Here is a 20,604-nt window from a genome sequence, read left to right on the forward strand (position 1 = left end):
GCCGACTAGGCGAAGATCAGCTCATGACCTCAATCATCCACAGCATCACGATCGACACGCGCGACTCCTACGAGATCGCCTCCTGGTGGAGCAAGGTGCTGGGCCTGCCGCTGCACCCCGACGACAACCCCGGCGACCCGGAGTCGCTGATCCAGCTGCCGAACGGCATCGGCTACCTGTTCATCAACGTGCCGGAGGGCAAGGACCTGAAGAACCGCCTGCACCTGGACCTGCAGCCGACCGACAACACGCGCGACGAGGAGGTCGAACGCCTCGTCGGCATCGGCGCGACGATCTTCGACGATCAGCGCAGGCCGGACGGCACCGGCTGGGTCACGATGCGCGACCCCGAGGGCAACGAGTTCTGCGTGGAACGCAGCGCAGCCGAACGCGCCGCGACCTCCTGATCGCCGTCACTCGAAAGCACCAACAGCTTGTCCACAGCGGGGACCGAGTTGTCCACAATCCGCTGGTCAGTATCCACAGGTGAGTCAAGCTCAGTGGCGACCGTCTGTGCACCAGAACCCGTTGGAGTGACAATTTCGTCTTCCACCGAGTCCCGCAGCGGCTGCTCCTTGATCAGCAGGACCGCGATCACCGTGAACACCGCGAGACCGGCGGCGATGAGGAAGAGCTCACCCATCGCGTCGCCGTAGGAGTCCCGTACGACTGGGGAGAGGGAACCGCGGTCGAGCGTCTTCGTGCTCACCGAGGCGGCCAGCACGGCCCCGAGCACCGAGACGCCGGCCGTCCCGCCCAGCGACCGCAGGAACGTGGCCGTGGAGCTCGCGGCCCCGAGGTCCGCCATCCCCACGCCGTTCTGCACGGCCAGCACCAGGTTCTGCATGGTCAGCCCCACCCCCACGCCGACCAGCGCGAGGTAGCCGCCCATCAGCACGAGGTTGGTGCGGTGGTCGATCGTCCCGAGCAGCGCCAGCCCGGCGACCAGCGAGAACGAGCCCCAGACCAGGTAGCTCTTCCACCGGCCGCTCTTGGCGATCAACTGCCCGCTCACCGTGGACGAGATGCTCAGCCCGAGCACCAGCGGCACGGTCAGCAACCCGGCCTTGGTCGGCGAGAACCCGCGCGCGATCTGGAAGTACTGCCCCATGAACACCGAGGCCCCGAACATCGCCGTGCCCACCGCGACGCCACCCAGCATCGCCAGCACCACGGTCCGGTTCTTGAACAGGTGCAGCGGGATGACCGGCGAGGACGCCCGCCGTTCCACGAAGTAGGCACCCACGATCGCGAGCACCGCACCGGCGACGAACAGCGCGCTCTCCGTGCTGATCCAGGCGAAGTCCTTGCCCGCGAACGACACCCACATCAGCACCAGGCTCACCCCACCGGTGATCAGCGTGGCGCCGAGGTAGTCGATCTTCACGTGCTGCTTCTTGACCGGCAGGTGCAGCGTCTTGTGCAGCACGGCCAGCGCCACCAGCGCCAGGGGCACGCAGACGAAGAAGCACCAGCGCCAGCCGGGCCAGTCGACGAGGAACCCGCCGACCAGCGGCCCGCCCACGGTCCCGGCGGAGATCACCATGCCGGTGTAGCCGCTGTACCGGCCGCGTTCGCGCGGGCTGAGCAGCGCGCCGACGACGACCTGCCCCAGCGCCTGCACACCACCCATCCCCAGCCCCTGGAGGACCCGGAACGAGATGAGCTGCTCCATGTTCTGGCTGAACCCGGACAGCACGGAGCCGACGACGAAGATCACGATCGCCGCCTGCAACAGCTTCTTCTTGTCGAACAGGTCCGCGAGCTTGCCCCACAGCGGCGTGCTGGCCGTCGAGGCGAGCAGCATCGACGTGATGACCCACGTGTACTGGGTCTGCGTGCCCTTGAGCTCGGCCAGGATCGTCGGGAGAGCGTTCGAGACGATGGTGGAGCTGAGGATCGCGACGAGCAACGCCACCCAGATACCGGACAGCGCTTCGAGGATCTCCCGATGTGACGAGGGCCGACTCAAAACCGGCACACCTCCAGCAGTTAGTTGATGTCATACAACTATATCTGGAGATAGTTAGCTAGGCCAACTAATTCGGTGGCTGATCGGTCACACCTCAGGGTCACGCCGCCCGCTCAAGCCCCGATCGCGCGACAGCCCTCGTCGTCCACGCGCAACGCGGACGACGAGGGCTGTCTCGGCGGGTTCAGCTGCCGGCGTCGCTCATCCTGTCGGCCTTGGCCCCGAAGAAGTCACCGCCCTTGCGCTTGACGTCGTCCGTCCCCCAGTCGCGGATCCGGTCCACGGGAACCATCCGGGGGATGTGCTTGCGGCAGTGGATGTAGGCCTCCTCGACCTCGACCACCACCCACCGCTCGACCCGCTTGTCGTCACCGGCGAGCTCCTCGAACTCGTCCAGGGGCGCGATCCGGGCGCGGCCGTTGACGTGCAGCCCGATCAGGTCCTCGGTGAAGTCCACCAGGAGCATCCCGATGTGCGGGTTCTCCATGATGTTGCCCAGCGACGCCATCACCCCGTTGCCCCGGTACTCGGGGTAGACGACCGTCTTGGAGTCGACGACGGTCATGAACCCGGCCTGCCCCGCACGCAGCGAGGAGTCGCACTCCCCGTCGGCATCGGCCGTCGAGATGAAGGCCATCTCCATGCGGCCGACGAACTCGGCCATCGCGGGGTTGAGGTGGTCCAGAACCTGGTCCGTGTAGAAGCGCGTAGCGCGATCGGACGTCTCCAGGGCACATTGGAGGAAGTGCTCACCGCGTGAGCCAGGAAGGTCGACACGGTCGGGTGAGGTGGTTTCAGTGAGTTCAGGCAGGGACACGCGCCCAACCCAAGCACGCAAGCACGCAACCCGGTACAGACGGACCCTCACATTCACACTGTTGCGGTAACAACTACTCACCTAGAGTGACCATGCTTCGCTCAAAGGTGGCATCAAGGAGTCAAACAGCCCGATCAGGGGTTACTGTCCACCCTGTCGGGGGACGGATGCTTGACGAGGACGAACAGCGCCTTGCCGGCGCCACTGAACGCCAATGAGAACGTGGAGACTGCGCGCGGACCATGACTGCGAACGCTGTGCTGAGCCCCATCCCTACCCCGCCCCACCGAGAACCCCCGCCTGGTGTCACCGCGATGGTGCGGATGATCCGGGAGAGCTTCGCGGTGGTGGAGCCGCACTCCGAAGAAGTGGCGAAGTTCTTCTACGGAATGCTCTTCTCGCTCTCGCCTGCCACACGCGAGATGTTCCCCGCGAACATGGAGGTGCAACGCAGCCGTCTGCTGCGCGCCCTCGTGCACGTGGTGCAGATGGTCGACCGCCCGGACGACCTCATTCCCTTCCTGCGTCAGCTGGGACGTGACCACCGCAAGTTCGGTGTCATCAACGTCCACTACGAGGCGGTCGGGACGGCACTGCTGTCCGCGGTGAAGAAGTTCTCCGGTGCCGCCTGGACGCCCAAGGTCGAGATGGCGTGGGCCGAGGCCTACACGTTGATGGCCAGGGCGATGCAGGAGGCGGCCGACGCCGACAACGGGCCCGCGTACTGGCACGCGACGGTGCTGGAGCACCAGCGCGTCTCGTGGGACCTGGCCGTCGTCCGGCTGCAACCGGACCACCCCGTCAGCTACAAGGCCGGTCAGTACGTCAGCGTGGAGACGCCGCAGCGCAAGCGCCTGTGGCGGTACTACTCGCCGGCGAACGCCCCGCGCGAGGACGGCGTCATCGAGTTCCACATCCGGTCCGTCGACGGCGGCTGGGTGTCCCGCTCGGTGGTCGGCCACACGCAGGCCGGCGACACCTGGCGGATCGGACCGCCGATGGGACGTCTGTCGGTCGACCGCACGGCCGGGTCGGACATCCTGATGGTGGCCGGTGGCACGGGCGTCGCGCCGATGCACGCGATCATCGACGAGATGGCGCAGTTCGGCGAGAACCCGCGCGTGCACCTGTTCTACGGCGGCCGCACCCGCGAGGACCTCTACGACCTGGACAACTTGCAGCGCATCGCGACCACGAACCCGTGGCTCACGGTCGTGCCGGTGCTGGAGTCGGACCCCGGCGTCCGAGGTGTCGAGCAGGGCAGCCTCGCCGACGTGGTCACCCGCTACGGCGCGTGGGAAGAGCGTGACGTCCTGGTCTGCGGCAGCCCAGCCATGATCAGGTCGACGGTCTCCCGCATGCTCGTCGCCGGAACTCCTCTCGACCGGATCAAGTACGACCCGTTCACGCTGGACTAAACTCGGCACGTCGTAAGCGACTGGCGTGCCGAGGGTGGAACTGACCACCGGGAAGCGACGGCCGAGCGCACCGAACGCCTGGGTGCCCGGCACGGAGTGATGCCGTGCTGCGCGAAGTCGATCCCGAGATCGCCACTCTCATCCAGGCGGAGGAACGCCGTCAGGCGAGCAAGCTGCGCATGATCGCGTCCGAGAACGACGTGTCGGCCGCCGTGCTCGAGGCCACCGGCTCGGTGCTGACCAACAAGTACTCCGAGGGCTACCCCGGCAAGCGGTACTACGAGGGCCAGCAGGTCATCGACCAGGTCGAACAGCTCGCCATCGACCGGGCGAAAGCCCTGTTCGGCGTGGACCACGCGAACGTCCAGCCGCTGTCCGGCGCCCCGGCGAACCTCGCCGTCTACCTGGCGTTCCTGCAGCCCGGCGACACCGTGATGGGCATGTCCCTGCCGATGGGCGGCCATCTCACGCATGGCTGGAGCGTGTCCGCGACCGGCAAGTGGTTCAACGCGGTCCAGTACGAGGTCCGCAAGGACACCGGTGTCGTGGACATGGACGAGGTCAGGGCGCTGGCGCAGGCCGAACGCCCGAAGGTGATCTTCTGCGGCGGCACGGCCATCCCGCGCACCATCGACTTCCCGGCGTTCGCGGAGATCGCCCGTGAGATCGACGCGGTCCTGGTCGCCGACATCGCGCACATCGCCGGACTCGTCGCGGGCGGCGCGCACCCGTCACCGGTCGGGCACGCGCCGGTGATCACCACGACCACGCACAAGACGTTGCGCGGCCCGCGTGGCGCGATGATCCTGTGCGACGCCGAGCACGCGAAGGCGATCGATCGCGCCGTGTTCCCCGGCCTGCAGGGCGGTCCGCACGACCACACGACGGCCGCGATCGCCGTGGCGCTGCACGAGGCGTCGCAGCCGGAGTTCCGCGAATACGCACACATGATCGTGAAGAACGCACAGGCGCTCGCGGAGGCGTTGCTGGAGCGCGGCTTCGACCTGGTCTCCGGCGGCACCGACAACCACCTGGTGCTGATCGACCTGACGTCCAAGCTGATCGGCGGCAAGCCGGCCGCGCGGGCCCTGGACCGGGCGGGCATCGAGCTGAACTACAACGCGGTCCCGTTCGACACCCGCAAGCCGTTCGACCCGTCCGGCATCCGGCTCGGCACCCCCGGCGTCACGACGCGCGGCCTCAAGCCGGAGCAGATGCCGTTGATCGCGAACTGGATGGACCGCGCGATCGCCGCCCACGACAACGACCAGGCGCTGGACCGCATCGCCACCGAAGTCCAGGAACTACTCGGCACCCTCTAGGCCCACGGCCGCGCCGCGCACCTCCTCGAGAGCCCGGCGGGCGACTTCCGCGAAGTCCCCGCCGGCCTCCAGCCACTGGGCGTAGCCGCGCCGCAGGGCCAGCACGCCGAGCTCGGAGGCGACGTCCGCGTCGAGCTCCGGCACACCACGTTCCAGCAGCCCGGCCTTCATCGTGCGGGCGAACCCGGCCATCTTCAACGCGTCCCGCTCGCGCAGCTCGTCGTTGGCGGCGATCACCGCCAGCCGCCGCGGGCCGTTCGCCCAGCGGTCCTGGGTGAAGGTGACGGCCATCGCCACGAGCGCCCCCTCGACCGCCCCCAGCGCGCCGGCGGACTCGGGAGCGCCGGCGATCCCGTCGGTGATCAGCTCCAGCAGCCGGTCCTGCCCGCTGAACAGCACCTCGCGCTTGTCCCGGAAGTGCCGGAAGTACGTGCTCTTCGTCAGGCCCGCGCGCTCGGCGATCTGCGCGACCGCCGTGTTCTCGTAGCCCTGCTCGTCGAACAGGTCGAGTGCGGCGCGCACCAACCGATCTCCCGCGTCCGGCTCCCATCGACCCATGACTCACATCATAAGTGATGCGACTTGGTCTCATCACTCTGCTACGGTTGATGAGACCAAGTCCCATCACTTGAAGGAAGTGCCATGAAGGTCTTCGTCACGGGTGCCAGCGGCCACGTCGGCTCGGCGCTGGTCCCAGAACTGCTGAACGCGGGCCACGAGGTCGTCGGCCTGGCCCGCTCGGACGCGTCCGCCGCCAAGCTCGAAGCGCAGGGCGCCGGCGTGCGGCGCGGCGACCTGGACGACCTCGACGGACTGCGAAAGGGCGCGGCCGAGGCGGACGCCGTGATCCACCTGGCGTTCAAGCACGAGGAGATGTACGCGGGCGACTACCAGGGCGCCTCCGACGCCGACCTCGCCGTCGTCCAGGCGTTCCTGGACGAGCTCGCCGGCACCGGCAAGGCGCTGATCGGCACCGGCGGCACGCTGTCGTACTCAGGCCTCGGCCGCACCGCCACCGAGGAGGAACGGGTCTCGAGCGAGGGCCCGCGCGGCGCAGCCCGCAACCTGATCATCGACGCCCAGGACGTCCGCGGCTCGGTCGTCGTCCTGCCCCCGACCGTCCACAGTGCACTGGACACGGCCGGCTTCATCCCGATCCTGGTCAGGACCGCCCGCGCCACGGGGATTTCCGGCTACCCCGGCGACGGCACCAACCGCTGGTCGGCCACGCACACGTTGGACGCGGCAAGGCTCTACCGGCTGGCCGCGGAGAAGGCCCCGGCGGGCTCGGTGCTGCACGCGGTCGCCGAGGAGGCCGTGACGATGCGGGAGATCGCCGAGGTCATCGGCCGGAAGCTGAACGTGCCCGTCGAGGCCATCCCGGCGGAGCGCGCCCAGGAGCACTTCGGGCCGCTCGCGTTCATGGTGTCGCGGGACGCGCCGACGTCCGGTGCGCGCACGAAGGCGTTGCTGGGCTGGGAACCGAAGGAACCCGGCATCCTGGAGGACCTGGAGACCGGGTTCTACTTCGACGAGAGGTGAGCTTCGAACCCGAGGTGCGCCGGGGAGGTCGCGCCGCCGGAGTCCGGCTCTGTCGGCGCAGATTCCTCAAGCGCGGCACGGATTTCCCGCTCGCTCTTCCACGCGCGTGACGCGCCGTCTTCCGGCACTTCACGCACCTCTGGCCGGTCGATGTGGACGGCGTGGCCTGTCCATCTCCCGATCACCTGCCGCCGTTGTACCGCCCTGTCGCCGCCCACCCCCTTCCGCTTGCGGGGGGAAGGTGATCATGGTTTCCGGACATCTACTAGACGGCGTCAGGCGTGGATCAGGACCAGATTCACCCGTCCGGGTGGCCCGATCTCGGCCACAGCCAGAGCTTCTCGACCGTGGTCAGCGGTCAGCAGTCAGCGGTCAGCGGTCAGCAGTCAGCGGTCAGCCCACACGACGGCGCGACGCTCGCCGCGTCCACGCAGTGGTCGCAGTGGTCGACCACGCGCGGACGCGGCGTCGCGAAGACCTCGTACAAACGCTCGATCACTTGCGCGGCTTGGGTTTCCACACGACCAGCGCGGTCTCCTGCCGGATCGGCACGAGGTCACGCCGGTAGGAGGCGTGCACGGCGGCGGCCGTGGAATCGGCCGCCGCCAACGCCTGAGCCAGTTCCTGCTGGAGTTCGGCGACCCGCGAGCGCAGTGCGTCGACCTGGTTCTCCAGGTCGATGATCCGCTTGATGCCCGCGAGGTTCACGCCCTCGTCCTGCGAGAGGCGCTGGACTTCGCGCAGCAGCACGATGTCGCGCATCGAGTAGCGGCGGCCGCCGCCGTTCGTGCGGCCCGGCGAGACCAGACCCAGCCGGTCGTAGGACCGCAGGGTCTGGGCGTGCAGGCCCGACAGCTGGGCCGCCACCGAGATCACGAAGAACGGCGTGTCCTCATCGGTCCCCGGAGGGAACGGAAAACCCACCGGACTCACCGCCCTTCAAGGAGTGCGTTCAGATCGCCTCGCGGATCGTGGTCCTGCGTCACGTCGGCATACGCCTCGAGTGCCTTGCGGGCCTCGGACGACAGGTTGTTCGGCACCGCGACCTCCAGGGTGATCAGGAGATCGCCCGCGGTCCCGTCCCGCTTCGTGATCCCCTTGCCCCGCGCCCGCAGCACCCGCCCGGAGGCGGTGCCGGCGGGCACCTTCAAGGAAACCTTGCCGTCGAGCGTCGGCACGGTCAACGTCGATCCCAGAGCGAGCTCGGAGAACGTCATCGGCGCCGTCAGCGTCAGGTCGTTGCCCTGACGGCCGAACACGCTGTGCGGGTTGACGTGCACGCGCACGAACAGATCACCGTTCGGACCGCCGTTGCGGCCTGGTTCGCCTTGTCCCGCAAGGCGAATCCGCTGGCCGTCGTCGACGCCCGACGGGATCCGCACGGTCAGCGTGCGGGTGCGGGTGCTGACGCCGTCGCCACCGCACTCGGGGCACGGGTCGTCGATGATCTTGCCGGTGCCTCGGCAGTCGCGGCACGGCTCGCTGAACGCGAACGCGCCCTGCGACCGCGTGACGAGGCCGGAACCCGAACACGTCGCACAGGTGTGCGGCGTGGTGCCGGGCTTGGCGCCGGAACCGTTGCACGTCGTGCAGGCGGCGGGGGACGACAGGCGCAGCGGCACCGTCGCGCCCTTCACCGCCTCGGTGAAGTCGATGCGGACGTCGGTCTCGACGTCCTCACCACGACGCGGACGCGTCGGCGAACCCGCCCCCGCGCCGCCACGCCGGTTGAACAGGCCGCCGAGCAGGTCGCCCAGGCCGCCGCCACCGGTGTTCTGCGCGGCACGGCCGAACAGGTCGTTGACGTCGAACCCGCCGGAGCCGAAGCCGCCGGAGCCCGGAAAGCCGCCGCCGCCCGCGAACAGGCGGCGGGCCTCGTCGTACTGCTTGCGCTTGGCCGGGTCCGACAGCACGCCGTAGGCCTCGGAGACCGACTTGAAGCGGGCCTCGGCCTTCGCGTCACCGGGGTTCGCGTCGGGGTGCAGCTCGCGGGCGAGCTTGCGGTACGACTTCTTGATCTCGTCCGCTGTCGCCTCGGAGGAGACGCCCAGCTCGCGGTAGAAGTCCTTCTCGATCCAGTCCCTCTGACTCACCGGACGGCTCCTCCTCCCTAGGCTTCTTCGGACGACGCGGCGGGCTCGTGGTCGGTCACCGCGACGAGCGCGGGCCGGACGAGCTTGTCGCCGAAGGTGTAGCCACGGCGCAGGACCGCGGTGACCGTCGGGCCGTCGACGTCCGGGGACGTGCTGTGCTGCACGGCCTCGTGCACCGACGGGTCGAACGCCTCGCCGTCGTGCGCGAACGGCTCCAGGCCGGTCTTGGCGAGCGTGGACACGAGCTTGTCCGCGACCGCCTTGAACGCACCGGTCAGGTCGCCGTGGGCGGCGGCCCGCTCGATGTCGTCCAGCACCGAGAGCAGTTCGGAGGCGACGGACGCCTTCGCGTTGGTGATCACCGCTTCGCGGTCGCGTTCCACCCGCTTGCGGTAGTTCGCGTACTCGGCGGTGAGCCGCTGCAGGTCGGCGGTGCGCTCGTCGAGCTGGGTCTTCAGCTCGGCGGCCACCTCGTCCACGACCTCGGCGACCAGAGGTTCGGCCGGAGATTCGGCCGGAGCAGTGCCCTCTTCCTCGGCGACGTGGGCCGGCGGCCGGACCTCACCCGTTTCGGGGTCGATCCGGCGCCGGTCGTTCACGACGACCTGAGGCTGCTCCTCGTCAGGGGCGGCATGCCTCGGTTCGGTCACTTCTTCTCGTCCTCGTCCACGATCTCGGCGTCGACGACGTCGTCGTCCTTCTTGGCGCCGGCACCCGCACCCGCGGCACCCGGCGCGTCAGCACCAGGGGCCTCGGCGCCGGGAGCACCCGGAGCGTTGGCGTAGATGGCCTGGCCGATGGCCTGGGACTCGGTCGCGAGCTTCTCGACCGCCGTCTTGATGGCGTTGATGTCGGTGCCCTTGAGCGCCTCGTTCGCCTCGGCGATCGCGGCGTTGACCTTGTCCTTGATCTCGGCCGGGAGCTTGTCGTCGTTCTCCTTGACGACCTTCTCCGTCTGGTAGACCAGCGTCTCGGCCTGGTTGCGGACCTCGGCCTCCTCGCGGCGGCGCTTGTCCTCCTCCGCGTGGGCCTCGGCGTCCTTCACCATGCGGTCGATGTCGTCCTTCGGCAGCGCGGAGCCACCGGTGATCGTCATCGACTGCTCCTTGCCGGTGCCCAGGTCCTTCGCCGACACGTGGACGATGCCGTTCGCGTCGATGTCGAAGGTGACCTCGATCTGCGGCACGCCACGGGGGGCGGGCGGCAGGCCGGTCAGCTCGAACATGCCGAGCTTCTTGTTGTGCGCCGCGATCTCGCGCTCGCCCTGGAAGACCTGGATCTGCACGGACGGCTGGCTGTCGTCGGCCGTCGTGAAGGTCTCGGAGCGCTTCGTCGGGATCGTGGTGTTGCGCTCGATCAGCTTGGTCATGATGCCGCCCTTGGTCTCGATGCCCAGGGACAGCGGGGTGACGTCGAGCAGCAGGACGTCCTTGACCTCACCCTTGAGGACACCGGCCTGCAGGGCGGCGCCGACGGCGACGACCTCGTCCGGGTTCACGCCCTTGTTGGGCTCACGGCCGCCGGTCAGCTCCTTCACGAGCTCCGCGACGGCGGGCATGCGGGTGGAGCCACCGACGAGCACGACGTGGTCGATGTCGCCGACGGAGACGCCGGCGTCCTTGATCACGTTGTTGAACGGCGCGCGGGTGCGCTCGAGCAGGTCGTTCGTGATGCGCTGGAACTCGGCGCGAGACAGCGTCTCGTCGAGGAACAGCGGGTTCTTGTCACCGTCGACGGTGATGTACGGCAGGTTGATCGAGGCGTTGTTGGAGCTCGACAGCTCGATCTTGGCCTTCTCCGCAGCCTCGCGGATGCGCTGGAGGGCCATCTTGTCCTTGGTCAGGTCGATGCCGTTGGCCGACTTGAAGCGCTCGACAAGCCAGTCGACGACGCGCTGGTCCCAGTCGTCGCCACCGAGGTGGTTGTCACCGGAGGTCGCACGGACCTCGACCACGCCGTCGCCGAGCTCGAGCAGCGAGACGTCGAACGTGCCGCCACCGAGGTCGAAGACCAGGATGGTCTGCTCCTTCTCGCCCTTGTCGAGGCCGTAGGCCAGAGCGGCCGACGTCGGCTCGTTGACGATGCGGAGCACGTTGAGACCCGCGATCTGGCCGGCCTCCTTGGTGGCCTGGCGCTGCGCGTCCTCGAAGTAGGCGGGGACGGTGATGACCGCGTCGGTGATCTCTTCGCCCAGGTACGCCTCGGCGTCGCGCTTGAGCTTCATCAGCACGCGCGCGCTGATCTCCTGCGAGGTGTACTTCTTGCCGTCGATCTCGTCGGTCTGCCAGGTCGTGCCGACGTGGCGCTTGACCGAGCGGATCGTGCGGTCGACGTTGGTGACGGCCTGGTTCTTCGCGGGCTGGCCCACGAGGACCTCGCCGTTCTTGGCGAAAGCGACGATGGACGGGGTCGTCCTGGAGCCCTCCGAGTTGGCGATGACCGTCGGCTCACCGCCTTCGAGGACTGCGACGACCGAGTTGGTCGTCCCGAGGTCGATGCCGACTGCACGCGCCATTGGAGTTCCTTCCGCTAGTACTTGTTGAGTGTTGCTGGCTCAAGTTTGCCATCCGCTCAACGTTGAGCCTACCCGACTCAAGGTTTCTGACTGTCCTAACGGCCGACAAAGTCTGGTTGTTCCCTCACAACGCGACGAGGGCCACCCCTTGTGGAGTGGCCCTCGACACATTCCCCCCGGTCAGCCTCAGGCCGCGAACACCTGCACGTCCCCCGAGCCCGCGTTGAGGTTGAGTTCGAGCGACGCACCAGGATCGATCGGGACCTGGACCGCGCGGTCACCGCTGCCCGACGCGCCGACGAGCTTGAACGGACCACCCGGCACCCGGACGGTGATGTCGCCGGACCCGGTGGTGGCTCGCACCGACTTCGCCGCCGACAACGTCAGCGTGATTCGCCCGGAGTCGGCCTTCGCGATCACCTCGCTCTCCATCGAGGTGCCGTTGATGTCGCCGGAACCCGTGTCGAGCAGCGCCTTGCCCTTGATCGCGTCCAGCGCGATCCGGCCGGACCCCATGTCGGCCGTGACGGCCCCACCGATCCTGGTGCCCTCGAAGTCACCCGATCCGGCCTTCACCTTGACGTCACCCGCGATGTCGCGGGCGATGATCCTGCCGGAGCCCGCCCCGAAGTTGACGGAGGCCAGCCCCTCGACGGTCGCGTCCCCCGAACCGAGGTCACCGACGACCGTGATGTCCGCCGACGGGACCAGGACGTCGTAGTTGATCTCGCATTCGTCGCCGCAGCCGTCCAGCACCAGCGTGCTGCCCTCGATTCGGTGCGAGATACCCGAAGGCTTGTTGTCCTTGTTGTGCTCGACCCTGCGGTGGACCTTCGTCTCGGTCAGGCCCTGCTGGTACCGGATCGTCACGTCCCCCGAGTCCTGGTCGCTGCGGACCTTGACCGACGTGAACTTCTCAGCGACGACGTGGTCGTCCTGGAACTCGTACTTCATGATGCGGATGCCGCCACAGGCCGTGAGCCCGGTAAGCACCGCCCCCGCCACCAACGCCACCAGCGCCGTCCTCATCATGAGCACAAAACTAGAGGTGGCGGGGCTCAGCTACACGGCAGCAAGCCCCCGAAGGCGGGGTGGGGTTGTCCCTACCGTGCGCTAGACGAGATCTTCGAGCACGGCGCGCAGTGCCGGAGCCGTGCGCGCCGGGTCGTTCAGGAAGTGAGTCGACGCCAGCACGTGCGCGGGCGCGATGCGTTCCCAGAGCAGGCCTTCGACCGGCACCTCGGCGATGTGCAGCTCCACGCTCTGCGCCCACCGGCCGATGCGCGACTCGATGCCGCGCAGCACGTCTCCTATCGGCAACGCCGCCGGGCTCTGCACGCGGTGCAACTGCTCGATGCCCGGCTTGAGCGCGAGCACCACGGCCCGGCTGGCTGGCCTCGTCAGCAACGCCTCGGCGTCCTCGGGCGTCGCGGGCTCGGCGCCGCGCCTGCAGGCGTCCAGCGCGTCGGCCCACCAGCCCGGCCACTCGGCGGTCACGGCGGCGCGGTCGGTGCCCAGCGGCACCTGCACGGGCAACGACGGGTCCAGGCCCGGTACGTGCGGCTCGACGTCGACCGACAACGCCAGCGAGTCGCGCACGTACAGCGCGGCGAGCAGCCCCAGGCTCACCCCGTGGCTGATGCCGGACACCTCTCGCGCGAACCTCATGACCTCATTGTTCCCGCGGCGCGGCCGTGAATTCGTCGCGACCGCGGATCAAGAAGGACACGATTGGCTCCAGCTCGTCCTCGTTCGGAGCAACGTCGGCGATCAGACCCTGCATCAGCAGCCCGTCGATGGCCGCGAGGAACGCCCGGAACGCGACGGGATCCTCCGGCCGCACGACCTCCACGGCCAGGTCGAGCCACCGGCGCGCGGCGGGCTTCAGCTCGGGACGCCTGCCCGCCAGCAGGTACAGCTCGTACTCGGCGAGCGTGCGGCCGCGGTTCTCGTTCACGGCCTTCGCGAGGCTGCTCGCGATCTCACGGGCGGTGCCGCCGCTCGCGACGATCTTCAGCATGTCGTCGCACAGCGACTCGGCCGACCACACCAGCGTGGCGATCAACAGGTCGTCGAGCGTCGCGAAGTAGTAGGTGGGCGCCGTCGTCGGCACACCGGCTTCACGGGCGACGCTGCGGTGGGTCACGCCGGCGACGCCCTCGCGTTCGATCACGCGCAGGGTGGCCTCGACGATGGCACGGCGCTTCTTCTCGCCGCGCGCCTTGCGGCCGTCGACCTTCTGGATGTCTGCTACCGCGGTCAGTGCGTCCTCCCGAGTTCGAGCGTCACCACGCCTCCGATGATCAGGACCAGGCCGATGACCATCGTGGGGTTGAGGGTTTCGCCGAGGAACTTCCAGCCGATGATCGCGACGGCTGCAACGCCGATAGCGGACCATACGGCGTAAGCGACGCCCACGGGCATACCCAACTTCAACGCGCGCGAAAGTGCGGTGAAGGCGATGGCGTACCCGATGACGACAACGACCGACGGCCACAGTCTGCTGAAGCCGTCGGACAGCTTCAACGACACGGTGGCGGCGATCTCTCCCACGATCGCCGCGGCGAGATACACGTACAACACGGCGACCTCCGGCTTGCTCAGGACAACTACCTGAACAAGTGTTCCACAAGTTTTTGATCAATTTCCGGATACTTGACCGGTACGTGAGGAGACACCGGCCACGTCCAAGTGGTTACTGGTCAGTAACGTGTCCTAGACTCCCGCCATGACCCTCCAGCTGGTTCTCGGACTCGTCGCCGTGGCGGTGAGCGTCGTCGCCTGGGGCGTGTTCGTCGCCGCCGTGCTGAAGCAGATCAAGATCATCCGGCTCGGCCAGCCGGACGGCACCCGTTTCGGGCCGTTCGTGCCACGCCTGAAGACGATGATCGTCGAGTTCGTCGCGCACACCAGAATGGCGAAGTTCCGTTCGGTCGCCCCGTGGCACTGGATGGTGATGTGGGGCTTCCTCATCGGGTCCGCGGTGCTGTTCGAGGCGTACGGCGAGGTGTTCGACCCGCACTTCCACTGGCCGATCATCGGCACGTGGTCGGTCTGGCTGCTGCTGATCGAGCTGCTGGGCCTCGGCACCGTCGTCGGTGGTGTCGCCCTGGCGGTCATCCGCCAGCGCAACCACCCGCGCCGCGCCGACCGGCTCTCCCGCTTCCAGGGTTCGGACTTCAAGTCCGCGTACTTCGTCGAAGCCGTCGTGATCATCGAGGGCGTCGGCATCCTGCTGGTCAAGGCGTTCAAGCAGTCGGCAGGCCTGGAAGAGGCGCCGCTGTGGACGTCGTTCGTGACGCAGCCGCTCTCGCACGTGCTGCCGACCGCCGCGATCTGGGTGTCCGTGATGGCGCTGGTCAAGCTGCTCAGCGGCATGATCTGGCTGATCGTGGTCGGCCGCAACCTCACGATGGGCGTTGCCTGGCACCGGTTCTCGGCGTTCTTCAACATCTACTTCAAGCGCGAGGACGACGGTGGCGTCGCTCTGGGCGCGCTGAAGCCGATGATGTCCGGCGGCAAGGTCCTCGACCTCGAAGAGGCCGACCCGGACAAGGACGTGTTCGGCGTCGGCAAGGTCGAGGACTTCACCTGGAAGGGCGTTCTCGACTTCTCCACCTGCACCGAGTGCGGCCGTTGCCAGTCGCAGTGCCCCGCCTGGAACACCGGCAAGCCGTTGTCCCCCAAGCTGGTCATCACGCAGCTGCGCGACCACATGTACGCGAAGGCGCCGTACCTGCTGGCCGGTGGCTCGCGCGACATGGCGGGCGACGAGGTCGGCCTCACCGAGGACAAGTACGAGGACTACAAGAAGCGCCTCGAGTCCATCGACGTGCTGGCGATGGCCGAGGCCGACCGCCCGCTGGTCGGCGGCCCTGACGAGCTGGGCGTCATCGACCCCGACGTGCTGTGGTCCTGCACAACCTGCGGCGCGTGCGTCGAGCAGTGCCCGGTGGACATCGAGCACGTCGACCACATCGTCGACATGCGCCGCTACCAGGTGCTGATCGAGTCGAACTTCCCGTCCGAGCTCGGCGGCATGTTCAAGAACCTGGAGAACAAGGGCAACCCGTGGGGCCAGAACTCCAAGGACCGCCTGGCGTGGACCGAGGGCCTCGAGTTCGAGGTGCCGGTGTTCGACGGCGAACTGGGCGACGCGGAGTACCTGTTCTGGGTCGGTTGTGCCGGTGCGTACGAGGACCGCGCGAAGAAGACCACGCGTGCCGTCGCCGAACTGCTGCACACCGCGGGCGTGAAGTACACGGTGCTCGGCCCGGAGGAGACCTGCACCGGTGACCCGGCTCGCCGCGCCGGCAACGAGTTCCTGTTCCAGATGCTCGCGCAGCAGAACGTCGAGGTGCTCAACTCGGTGTTCGAGGACCGGCCCGCCGGTCAGCGCAAGATCGTCGTGACGTGCGCGCACTGCTTCAACACCCTGGCCAACGAGTACCCGCAGGTCGGTGGCACGTACGAGGTCGTGCACCACACGCAGCTGCTGAACAAGCTGGTGCGCGAACGCCGTCTGGTGCCGGTCGCGCCGGTCACCGAGGACGTCACGTACCACGACCCGTGCTACCTGGGCCGGCACAACAAGGTCTACGAGGCACCGCGTGAGCTGATCGGGGCGTCCGGCGCGAAGCTGCGCGAGATGCCGCGGCACGAGGAACGGTCCATGTGCTGCGGTGCCGGTGGCGCGCGCATGTGGATGGAGGAGCGGATCGGCAAGCGCATCAACGTCGACCGCGTGGACGAGGCGTTGTCCACCGCACCGTCGAAGATCGCGACCGGTTGCCCGTTCTGCCGCGTGATGCTGACCGACGGCGTGACCGCGCGTCAGGCCGACGGCCTGGCCGGGGCGCACGTCGAGGTCGTGGACGTGGCGCAGATGCTGCTGGAGTCCGTGAAGCGCGGACAGCCGGAGCCGGCGGCCGAGGACGCGAACGTCTGAGTCAACCGACAGGAACGGCCCCGGTCCACTGTGGACCGGGGCCGTTCCTGTCGGTTGTCAGTGAGCCCAGACCTTGATCTTCTTGGCGTTGTTGCCCGGGTCGGCGTCCGTCACACCGGACGTCTCGGCGGTCGCGACGATCTCGCCGTGCTTGATCTGCGTGTCCACCCGCGCCTTCACCGTGTAGGTGACGGACTCGCCGATGTAGGTGTCCGCCTGGTAGTAGCTCGACAGGTAGACGCGTTGTCCATCGACGAACCCGGCGGGTGCGTTGGTGGACAACGGGGTCAGACCCGACGGGAACGTGGCGGTGCCGTACATCGGCGTGGGCATGTTGCTCTTGTTCCGGTAGGTGACCTCGACGTCGACCACGTCACCGACCTTCATCACGCGAGGCGCGTCCAGGCGGCTGACCGACGGGTCGTACCGTCCCTGCACGAAACCCGCGTCGTACGGACCGGCCTGGCCGCCCGCCCCGAGAGTGAACCGCTCCGTCTGAAGCGTGTTCTGGCCGAAGTCCGAGTCACCGCCGTTCTTGGTGAACGTCGTGTCCCAGCTCCGGGCGAACATGGTCACCACGTAGGTGCCCGCCGGGATGTTCTCGAACCGGTAGTCGCCGTTCGCGTCGGTGGTCGCCACCTCGTACAACCCCGGAATCAGGAAGGTGTAGCCGGCCCGCGGCGCCTCGCCCGGCTGCCGGACGCCGTCACCGTTGTCGTCGAACCACGCCGACCCGGTGATGACACCACCGGGCTCGTCGGCCATCGCCGGTTGAACGACGGCGGCCGACGCCGCCAGTGCGAGTACGAGTGCGGAAAGTCTTGTCACAGCACGCATTTCAATCCCCCAGGATGAAGTGAGCTTCACCTGGAGAGACGTGCTCCGCGCACCGAGGTTGCGTCAGTCGCTGTCGGTGACCTTGTCGTAGAACACGTTCAGCACCCAGCCGGTCAGGGCGACGATGATCGCGCCCCAGAACGCGGGCCAGAAGCCGTCGACGCGGAACGGCAGGTCGAGCTGCTCGGCGATCCACCCGGTGAACATGAACAGCAGCGCGTTCACCACGAGCCCGATCAGGCCGAGCGTCACCAGGTAGAACAGGCAGCCGAAGAACTTCACCAGCGGCTTCACGATCGCGTTGATCAGGCCGAAGATCACCGCGACGCCGATCAGCGTGAGGATCCTCGACCCGGTCGAGCCCTCGCCCAGGTCGATGCCGGGGAGGGCGGTCGACACCCAGACCGCCACGGCAGTCAGCAGCACTTGCACCAAGATGCCCATGCCGCAGACTAACCGTGACGGGTCCTAAGTGGTCAGGAGCGGCGGCGGCGCGCCACGAAGAACGCTCCCAGACCGGCCGCGAGCAGCACCGAGCCGAGGGCGAGGAAGCCGAGCGGCGAGGCACCGGTCGACGCGAGGCCGGAGTTGTTGCCCGCCTTGGCCACGGCCGGAGTGGTCGTGGTGGTCGGCGAGGCGGCGCCGGTGGTCGACGTGGCCGGTGCGGTCGTCGTGGCGGTGCCCTTCTCGACGATCTTGATCGGCTTCATCGCGACGTTGTTCCGGTGGTTGACGTCCGGCAGACGACCGAAGTTGAAGCGCGCCATGGCGTGCACCTCGGTGTACGTGATGTCGTCCAGTTCGAGCTTCAGGGCGACCTCGACCTGCTTGCCGGGGAGGATCTTGTCCTTGACGGTGAAGTCCTCGCGGGTGCCGGGACGCAGCGTCACGTTGTCGCTGTACGACAGGACCTTCGCGGCCAGGCTGCCCAGGACGAACGTCGGCGCGACCGGCACGTTGCCCTTGTTGGAGAGCGTGAGCTTGAGGTCGATCTGGTCGCCGAGGGTGTAGCTGTCCTTGGCGGGCGAGATCGCGGAGTCGAGGGCGATGTCCGCCTGGGCCTCGACGTAACGCAGGTCGAGGCGGTGCGTGCGGTTGTCGAGCATCTGCTGGATCTTGCGAGAGCCGGTCACCCAGTCGACGTCGTCGGCCGTCTTCGGCTCGGCCAGTGCGAGGCGGTCCGCGGTGAGATCCGGTGCGGTGACGGTGAACTCGCCGTTCGGCAGGTCGAGCGAGTAGGTGCCGTCCTGGCCTGCCCGGGTCTCCAGTTCGACCGCGCGGCCACCTGCCGCCGTGCCGACGGCCTTGACCTTGCCCTGGTGGACCTTCTCGTCGGCCTGCTTCACGCCGTCGCCGTTGGTGTCGACGAAGGTGGAGCCGGTGACGACGTGGCCGAGGAGGTTGAAGTCGGCGTCCGTCCTGCTCCCGGTCACGCCGTCGTAGCTGACCCGGTTGAAGCTGTACTCGAGTTCCCAGATGGCCACCGAGTACGACGGCCCCTTGGGCAGCACCGCCCGGTAGCGGCCGTCCGCGCCGGTGCCGAAGTCGCCGACGGTCTCGTTCGTGCCCTGGTCGGTGACGCGCACGCCCACACCGTTCGCACGGATGCTGTCGCCGGCGTCGAAGGTGCGGTTGGCGTTGCGGTCGAGGTAGACGAGCCCCTCCACCGTGATCGTCTCGTCCTGCGCGAAGGCGGGCGCGCCTGTCGCGGCCAGGACGAGGGCGGCCGTCAGCGTGACGGCGAAGACGTTCCTCACTGATCCCCCAGCGTTCGTGTTGTCCATTTAGGACATCGGAACGCCGGGGGTCAGCGTTGCATGACACCGGTCACTCGGACAGCGGGTAGCCACCCATCTCGCACCCCTCCCTCTCGCGCATTTAGCACGATATCGGATAGTACGAGTTCGTAGCAATTACTCCTTGCCGTCGAGTGCGAGCCGCGTGCGACGGTGCGCGGGCCCGAGTTCGCCGGACAGCACCTCCATCACCTGGCGCAGCAGGTCGCGCAGGTTCTCCAGGTCCGCACCCGGCAGCGCGGTGAAGAGGTCACGCTCCCGTTCGGCCTGGCCGGCGACGATCCGCAGGAAGATCTCGCGGCCGGCGTCGGTCAGCGTCGCGGGCAACGACCGGCGGTCGCTCGGGTCGAGTTCGCGGACGACGAGGCCCGCCTTCTCCAGCCGGTCGAGGCGGCTCGTGATCGTGGTGGCCGGGCTCAGCGTGCCGTTCGCGAGCTGCTTGGGCGTGAGCCGGTGCGGCGGCCCGATCCAGAAGAGCCGGGCGAGGATCTCGTAGTCGGCGCGGTTGAGCCCGTGCGGCGCGGCGATCTCCGTGGCGAGGAAGTCGAGGTACTTGCTGATCTGGTGCACCCGGTCGACCACGCCTTCGACCACCGGATCGATCGCCGGAACCATGGCCCTCCACAACTCGACCTCGGCATCGGTGTCGTCCGCACCACGCTTGCCCATCCCGTGATGGTAGTTGCGCCCACACGCAGAACGGCCCGCGTCACTCCCCGGACGCGGGCCGTTCCGTCTTACCCCCTGGTGATCAGCGTCCCCCCGGAGCAGATCCCAGCCTTAAGACACCTCAGGACATCTGGATGTTGCCCCAGCCCCCGAATGTCACTCGAATGCAGTAACGATCACGCCGCGCGGACGCCGAAGTCGACGGTGTACCCGTCGTTGTCCTCGACGGTGACCTTCACCAACGACGGCGTGGTGCCGAGGAGTTCGGGGTCGGCGTAGCTGACCTCCCACACACCGGCGGGGATGCGCTTGACGAGCCAGTGCCCGTAGGCGTCGGTCGGGAACGGAGTCCTCTGGCCGTCCGGGTCCTTGACCATCACGTCGACGTCCGCGATTCCGGGTTCGTCGTCCTGCTGCACGCCGTCGGCGTTGAGGTCGTGGAACACGGTGCCACCGAGGTAGCTGGTCGCGGCCTGCGCGGGCGCGACACCGGCGAACGCGACCAGCGAGGCCGCGACGACGACGAGCGCAGCGCGAATTCTGTTGCCCATTTCTTCCCCCAGGAAATTCTTGGAACAGGACATTCTTCAGTCGTTTGAGATGCACCGGAGGTTGCCCCCGCGACGCAACCGTGACCCCGCCTGTCGCAGCAGGTGCGCGTACGCCCGCCGCCCT

21 protein-coding genes and 1 riboswitch are annotated in these 20,604 nt (G+C 68.1%); of the genes, 5 read left to right on the plus strand and 16 right to left on the minus strand.

Features of this window, described 5'->3' with window-relative positions; genetic code table 11:
* The first annotated feature begins 23 nt into the window (after positions 1–23).
* Entirely contained in the window at positions 24–407 is a 384-nt protein-coding gene (locus ACH413_RS15410; RefSeq protein WP_093595533.1) for a VOC family protein, read from the plus strand.
* Here ACH413_RS15410 and ACH413_RS15415 read toward each other — a convergent pair.
* Positions 305–1,981, minus strand: coding sequence for an MDR family MFS transporter (locus ACH413_RS15415; protein WP_396424993.1), 1,677 nt, complete (start codon positions 1,979–1,981; stop codon positions 305–307). The two genes, ACH413_RS15410 and ACH413_RS15415, sit on opposite strands and share 103 nt — an antisense overlap.
* Positions 1,982–2,156: 175 nt before the next feature.
* Positions 2,157–2,789: a pyridoxamine 5'-phosphate oxidase family protein gene (locus tag ACH413_RS15420; protein WP_360040686.1), complete on the minus strand. Its 633-nt coding sequence runs from the start codon at positions 2,787–2,789 to the stop codon at positions 2,157–2,159.
* A gap of 314 nt (positions 2,790–3,103) precedes the next feature.
* Here ACH413_RS15420 and ACH413_RS15425 point away from each other — a divergent pair, with 314 nt between their 5' ends.
* Positions 3,104–4,207, plus strand: coding sequence for an FAD-binding oxidoreductase (locus tag ACH413_RS15425; protein ID WP_319976539.1), 1,104 nt, complete (start codon positions 3,104–3,106; stop codon positions 4,205–4,207).
* Positions 4,208–4,213: 6 nt separating this feature from the next.
* A riboswitch (ZMP/ZTP riboswitch) is annotated at positions 4,214–4,298 on the plus strand.
* A 13-nt stretch (positions 4,299–4,311) separates the two neighbouring features.
* Entirely contained in the window at positions 4,312–5,529 is a 1,218-nt protein-coding gene (gene glyA, locus ACH413_RS15430) for a serine hydroxymethyltransferase (protein WP_360040683.1), read from the plus strand.
* Here the strand turns inward: glyA and ACH413_RS15435 are convergent.
* The gene (locus tag ACH413_RS15435) at positions 5,512–6,087 is read right to left on the minus strand and encodes a TetR family transcriptional regulator (RefSeq protein ID WP_360040680.1); all 576 of its coding nucleotides are present in this window, start codon (positions 6,085–6,087) and stop codon (positions 5,512–5,514) included. The two genes, glyA and ACH413_RS15435, sit on opposite strands and share 18 nt — an antisense overlap.
* Before the next feature lie 84 nt (positions 6,088–6,171).
* Between ACH413_RS15435 and ACH413_RS15440 the strand changes: the two genes are divergently transcribed.
* Positions 6,172–7,071 carry an SDR family oxidoreductase gene (locus ACH413_RS15440; RefSeq protein ID WP_360040677.1) on the plus strand — a complete coding sequence of 300 codons (900 nt, stop codon included), beginning with the start codon at positions 6,172–6,174 and terminating at the stop codon, positions 7,069–7,071.
* Between the two features lie 495 nt (positions 7,072–7,566).
* On the opposite strand, the gene ACH413_RS15445 is transcribed toward ACH413_RS15440, so the two are convergent.
* The 8 genes from ACH413_RS15445 to ACH413_RS15480 form a co-directional block, all read right to left on the minus strand.
* On the minus strand, positions 7,567–7,995 hold the full coding sequence (locus ACH413_RS15445; protein WP_360040674.1) for a heat shock protein transcriptional repressor HspR: 429 nt from the start codon (positions 7,993–7,995) through the stop codon (positions 7,567–7,569).
* A gap of 5 nt (positions 7,996–8,000) precedes the next feature.
* Positions 8,001–9,164: a molecular chaperone DnaJ gene (gene dnaJ / locus ACH413_RS15450; protein WP_360040671.1), complete on the minus strand. Its 1,164-nt coding sequence runs from the start codon at positions 9,162–9,164 to the stop codon at positions 8,001–8,003.
* Positions 9,165–9,181: 17 nt separating this feature from the next.
* Positions 9,182–9,814, minus strand: coding sequence for a nucleotide exchange factor GrpE (gene grpE / locus ACH413_RS15455; protein ID WP_360040669.1), 633 nt, complete (start codon positions 9,812–9,814; stop codon positions 9,182–9,184).
* Complete coding sequence (gene dnaK, locus ACH413_RS15460; protein WP_360040666.1) at positions 9,811–11,679, minus strand: molecular chaperone DnaK; 1,869 nt, start codon at positions 11,677–11,679, stop codon at positions 9,811–9,813. Before dnaK ends, grpE begins: the two co-directional genes overlap by 4 nt.
* Before the next feature lie 186 nt (positions 11,680–11,865).
* Positions 11,866–12,711: a DUF4097 family beta strand repeat-containing protein gene (locus tag ACH413_RS15465; RefSeq protein ID WP_360040663.1), complete on the minus strand. Its 846-nt coding sequence runs from the start codon at positions 12,709–12,711 to the stop codon at positions 11,866–11,868.
* A gap of 81 nt (positions 12,712–12,792) precedes the next feature.
* Entirely contained in the window at positions 12,793–13,347 is a 555-nt protein-coding gene (locus tag ACH413_RS15470; RefSeq protein WP_360040660.1) for a hypothetical protein, read from the minus strand.
* Positions 13,348–13,351: 4 nt separating this feature from the next.
* Entirely contained in the window at positions 13,352–13,924 is a 573-nt protein-coding gene (locus ACH413_RS15475; RefSeq protein WP_093596257.1) for a TetR family transcriptional regulator, read from the minus strand.
* Positions 13,925–13,938: 14 nt separating this feature from the next.
* Positions 13,939–14,262: a multidrug efflux SMR transporter gene (locus ACH413_RS15480; RefSeq protein WP_360040657.1), complete on the minus strand. Its 324-nt coding sequence runs from the start codon at positions 14,260–14,262 to the stop codon at positions 13,939–13,941.
* A gap of 145 nt (positions 14,263–14,407) precedes the next feature.
* On the opposite strand from ACH413_RS15480, the gene ACH413_RS15485 reads away from it, so the two are divergent.
* The gene (locus ACH413_RS15485; RefSeq protein WP_360040655.1) at positions 14,408–16,627 is read left to right on the plus strand and encodes a (Fe-S)-binding protein; all 2,220 of its coding nucleotides are present in this window, start codon (positions 14,408–14,410) and stop codon (positions 16,625–16,627) included.
* A 57-nt stretch (positions 16,628–16,684) separates the two neighbouring features.
* On the opposite strand, the gene ACH413_RS15490 is transcribed toward ACH413_RS15485, so the two are convergent.
* From ACH413_RS15490 to ACH413_RS15510, 5 genes are all read right to left on the minus strand, one after another.
* Positions 16,685–17,455, minus strand: a complete 771-nt coding sequence (locus ACH413_RS15490; protein ID WP_360040652.1) for an SdrD B-like domain-containing protein — start codon at positions 17,453–17,455, stop codon at positions 16,685–16,687.
* A gap of 72 nt (positions 17,456–17,527) precedes the next feature.
* On the minus strand, positions 17,528–17,908 hold the full coding sequence (locus ACH413_RS15495; protein WP_360040649.1) for a phage holin family protein: 381 nt from the start codon (positions 17,906–17,908) through the stop codon (positions 17,528–17,530).
* A gap of 32 nt (positions 17,909–17,940) precedes the next feature.
* Positions 17,941–19,221: a hypothetical protein gene (locus ACH413_RS15500; RefSeq protein WP_360040647.1), complete on the minus strand. Its 1,281-nt coding sequence runs from the start codon at positions 19,219–19,221 to the stop codon at positions 17,941–17,943.
* A 156-nt stretch (positions 19,222–19,377) separates the two neighbouring features.
* Positions 19,378–19,929, minus strand: a complete 552-nt coding sequence (locus ACH413_RS15505) for a MarR family transcriptional regulator (protein ID WP_360040644.1) — start codon at positions 19,927–19,929, stop codon at positions 19,378–19,380.
* Between the two features lie 176 nt (positions 19,930–20,105).
* The gene (locus ACH413_RS15510; protein WP_360040641.1) at positions 20,106–20,480 is read right to left on the minus strand and encodes an SdrD B-like domain-containing protein; all 375 of its coding nucleotides are present in this window, start codon (positions 20,478–20,480) and stop codon (positions 20,106–20,108) included.
* Between the last annotated feature and the right edge of the window lie 124 nt (positions 20,481–20,604).

The organism is Lentzea sp. NPDC020367 (assembly GCF_044387305.1).
Classification (GTDB): domain Bacteria; phylum Actinomycetota; class Actinomycetes; order Mycobacteriales; family Pseudonocardiaceae; genus Lentzea.

Coding starts and splice junctions, on each gene's coding strand:
- ACH413_RS15410 (WP_093595533.1), top strand. CDS start 24: ATGACCTCAATCATCCACAGCATCACGATCGACACGCGCGACTCCTAC.
- ACH413_RS15425 (WP_319976539.1), top strand. CDS start 3,104: ATGGTGCGGATGATCCGGGAGAGCTTCGCGGTGGTGGAGCCGCACTCC.
- ACH413_RS15435 (WP_360040680.1), bottom strand. CDS start 6,087: ATGGGTCGATGGGAGCCGGACGCGGGAGATCGGTTGGTGCGCGCCGCA.
- ACH413_RS15440 (WP_360040677.1), top strand. CDS start 6,172: ATGAAGGTCTTCGTCACGGGTGCCAGCGGCCACGTCGGCTCGGCGCTG.
- dnaK (WP_360040666.1), bottom strand. CDS start 11,679: ATGGCGCGTGCAGTCGGCATCGACCTCGGGACGACCAACTCGGTCGTC.
- ACH413_RS15465 (WP_360040663.1), bottom strand. CDS start 12,711: ATGATGAGGACGGCGCTGGTGGCGTTGGTGGCGGGGGCGGTGCTTACC.
- ACH413_RS15470 (WP_360040660.1), bottom strand. CDS start 13,347: ATGAGGTTCGCGCGAGAGGTGTCCGGCATCAGCCACGGGGTGAGCCTG.
- ACH413_RS15485 (WP_360040655.1), top strand. CDS start 14,408: ATGACCCTCCAGCTGGTTCTCGGACTCGTCGCCGTGGCGGTGAGCGTC.
- ACH413_RS15495 (WP_360040649.1), bottom strand. CDS start 17,908: ATGGGCATCTTGGTGCAAGTGCTGCTGACTGCCGTGGCGGTCTGGGTG.
- ACH413_RS15505 (WP_360040644.1), bottom strand. CDS start 19,929: ATGGGCAAGCGTGGTGCGGACGACACCGATGCCGAGGTCGAGTTGTGG.
- ACH413_RS15510 (WP_360040641.1), bottom strand. CDS start 20,480: ATGGGCAACAGAATTCGCGCTGCGCTCGTCGTCGTCGCGGCCTCGCTG.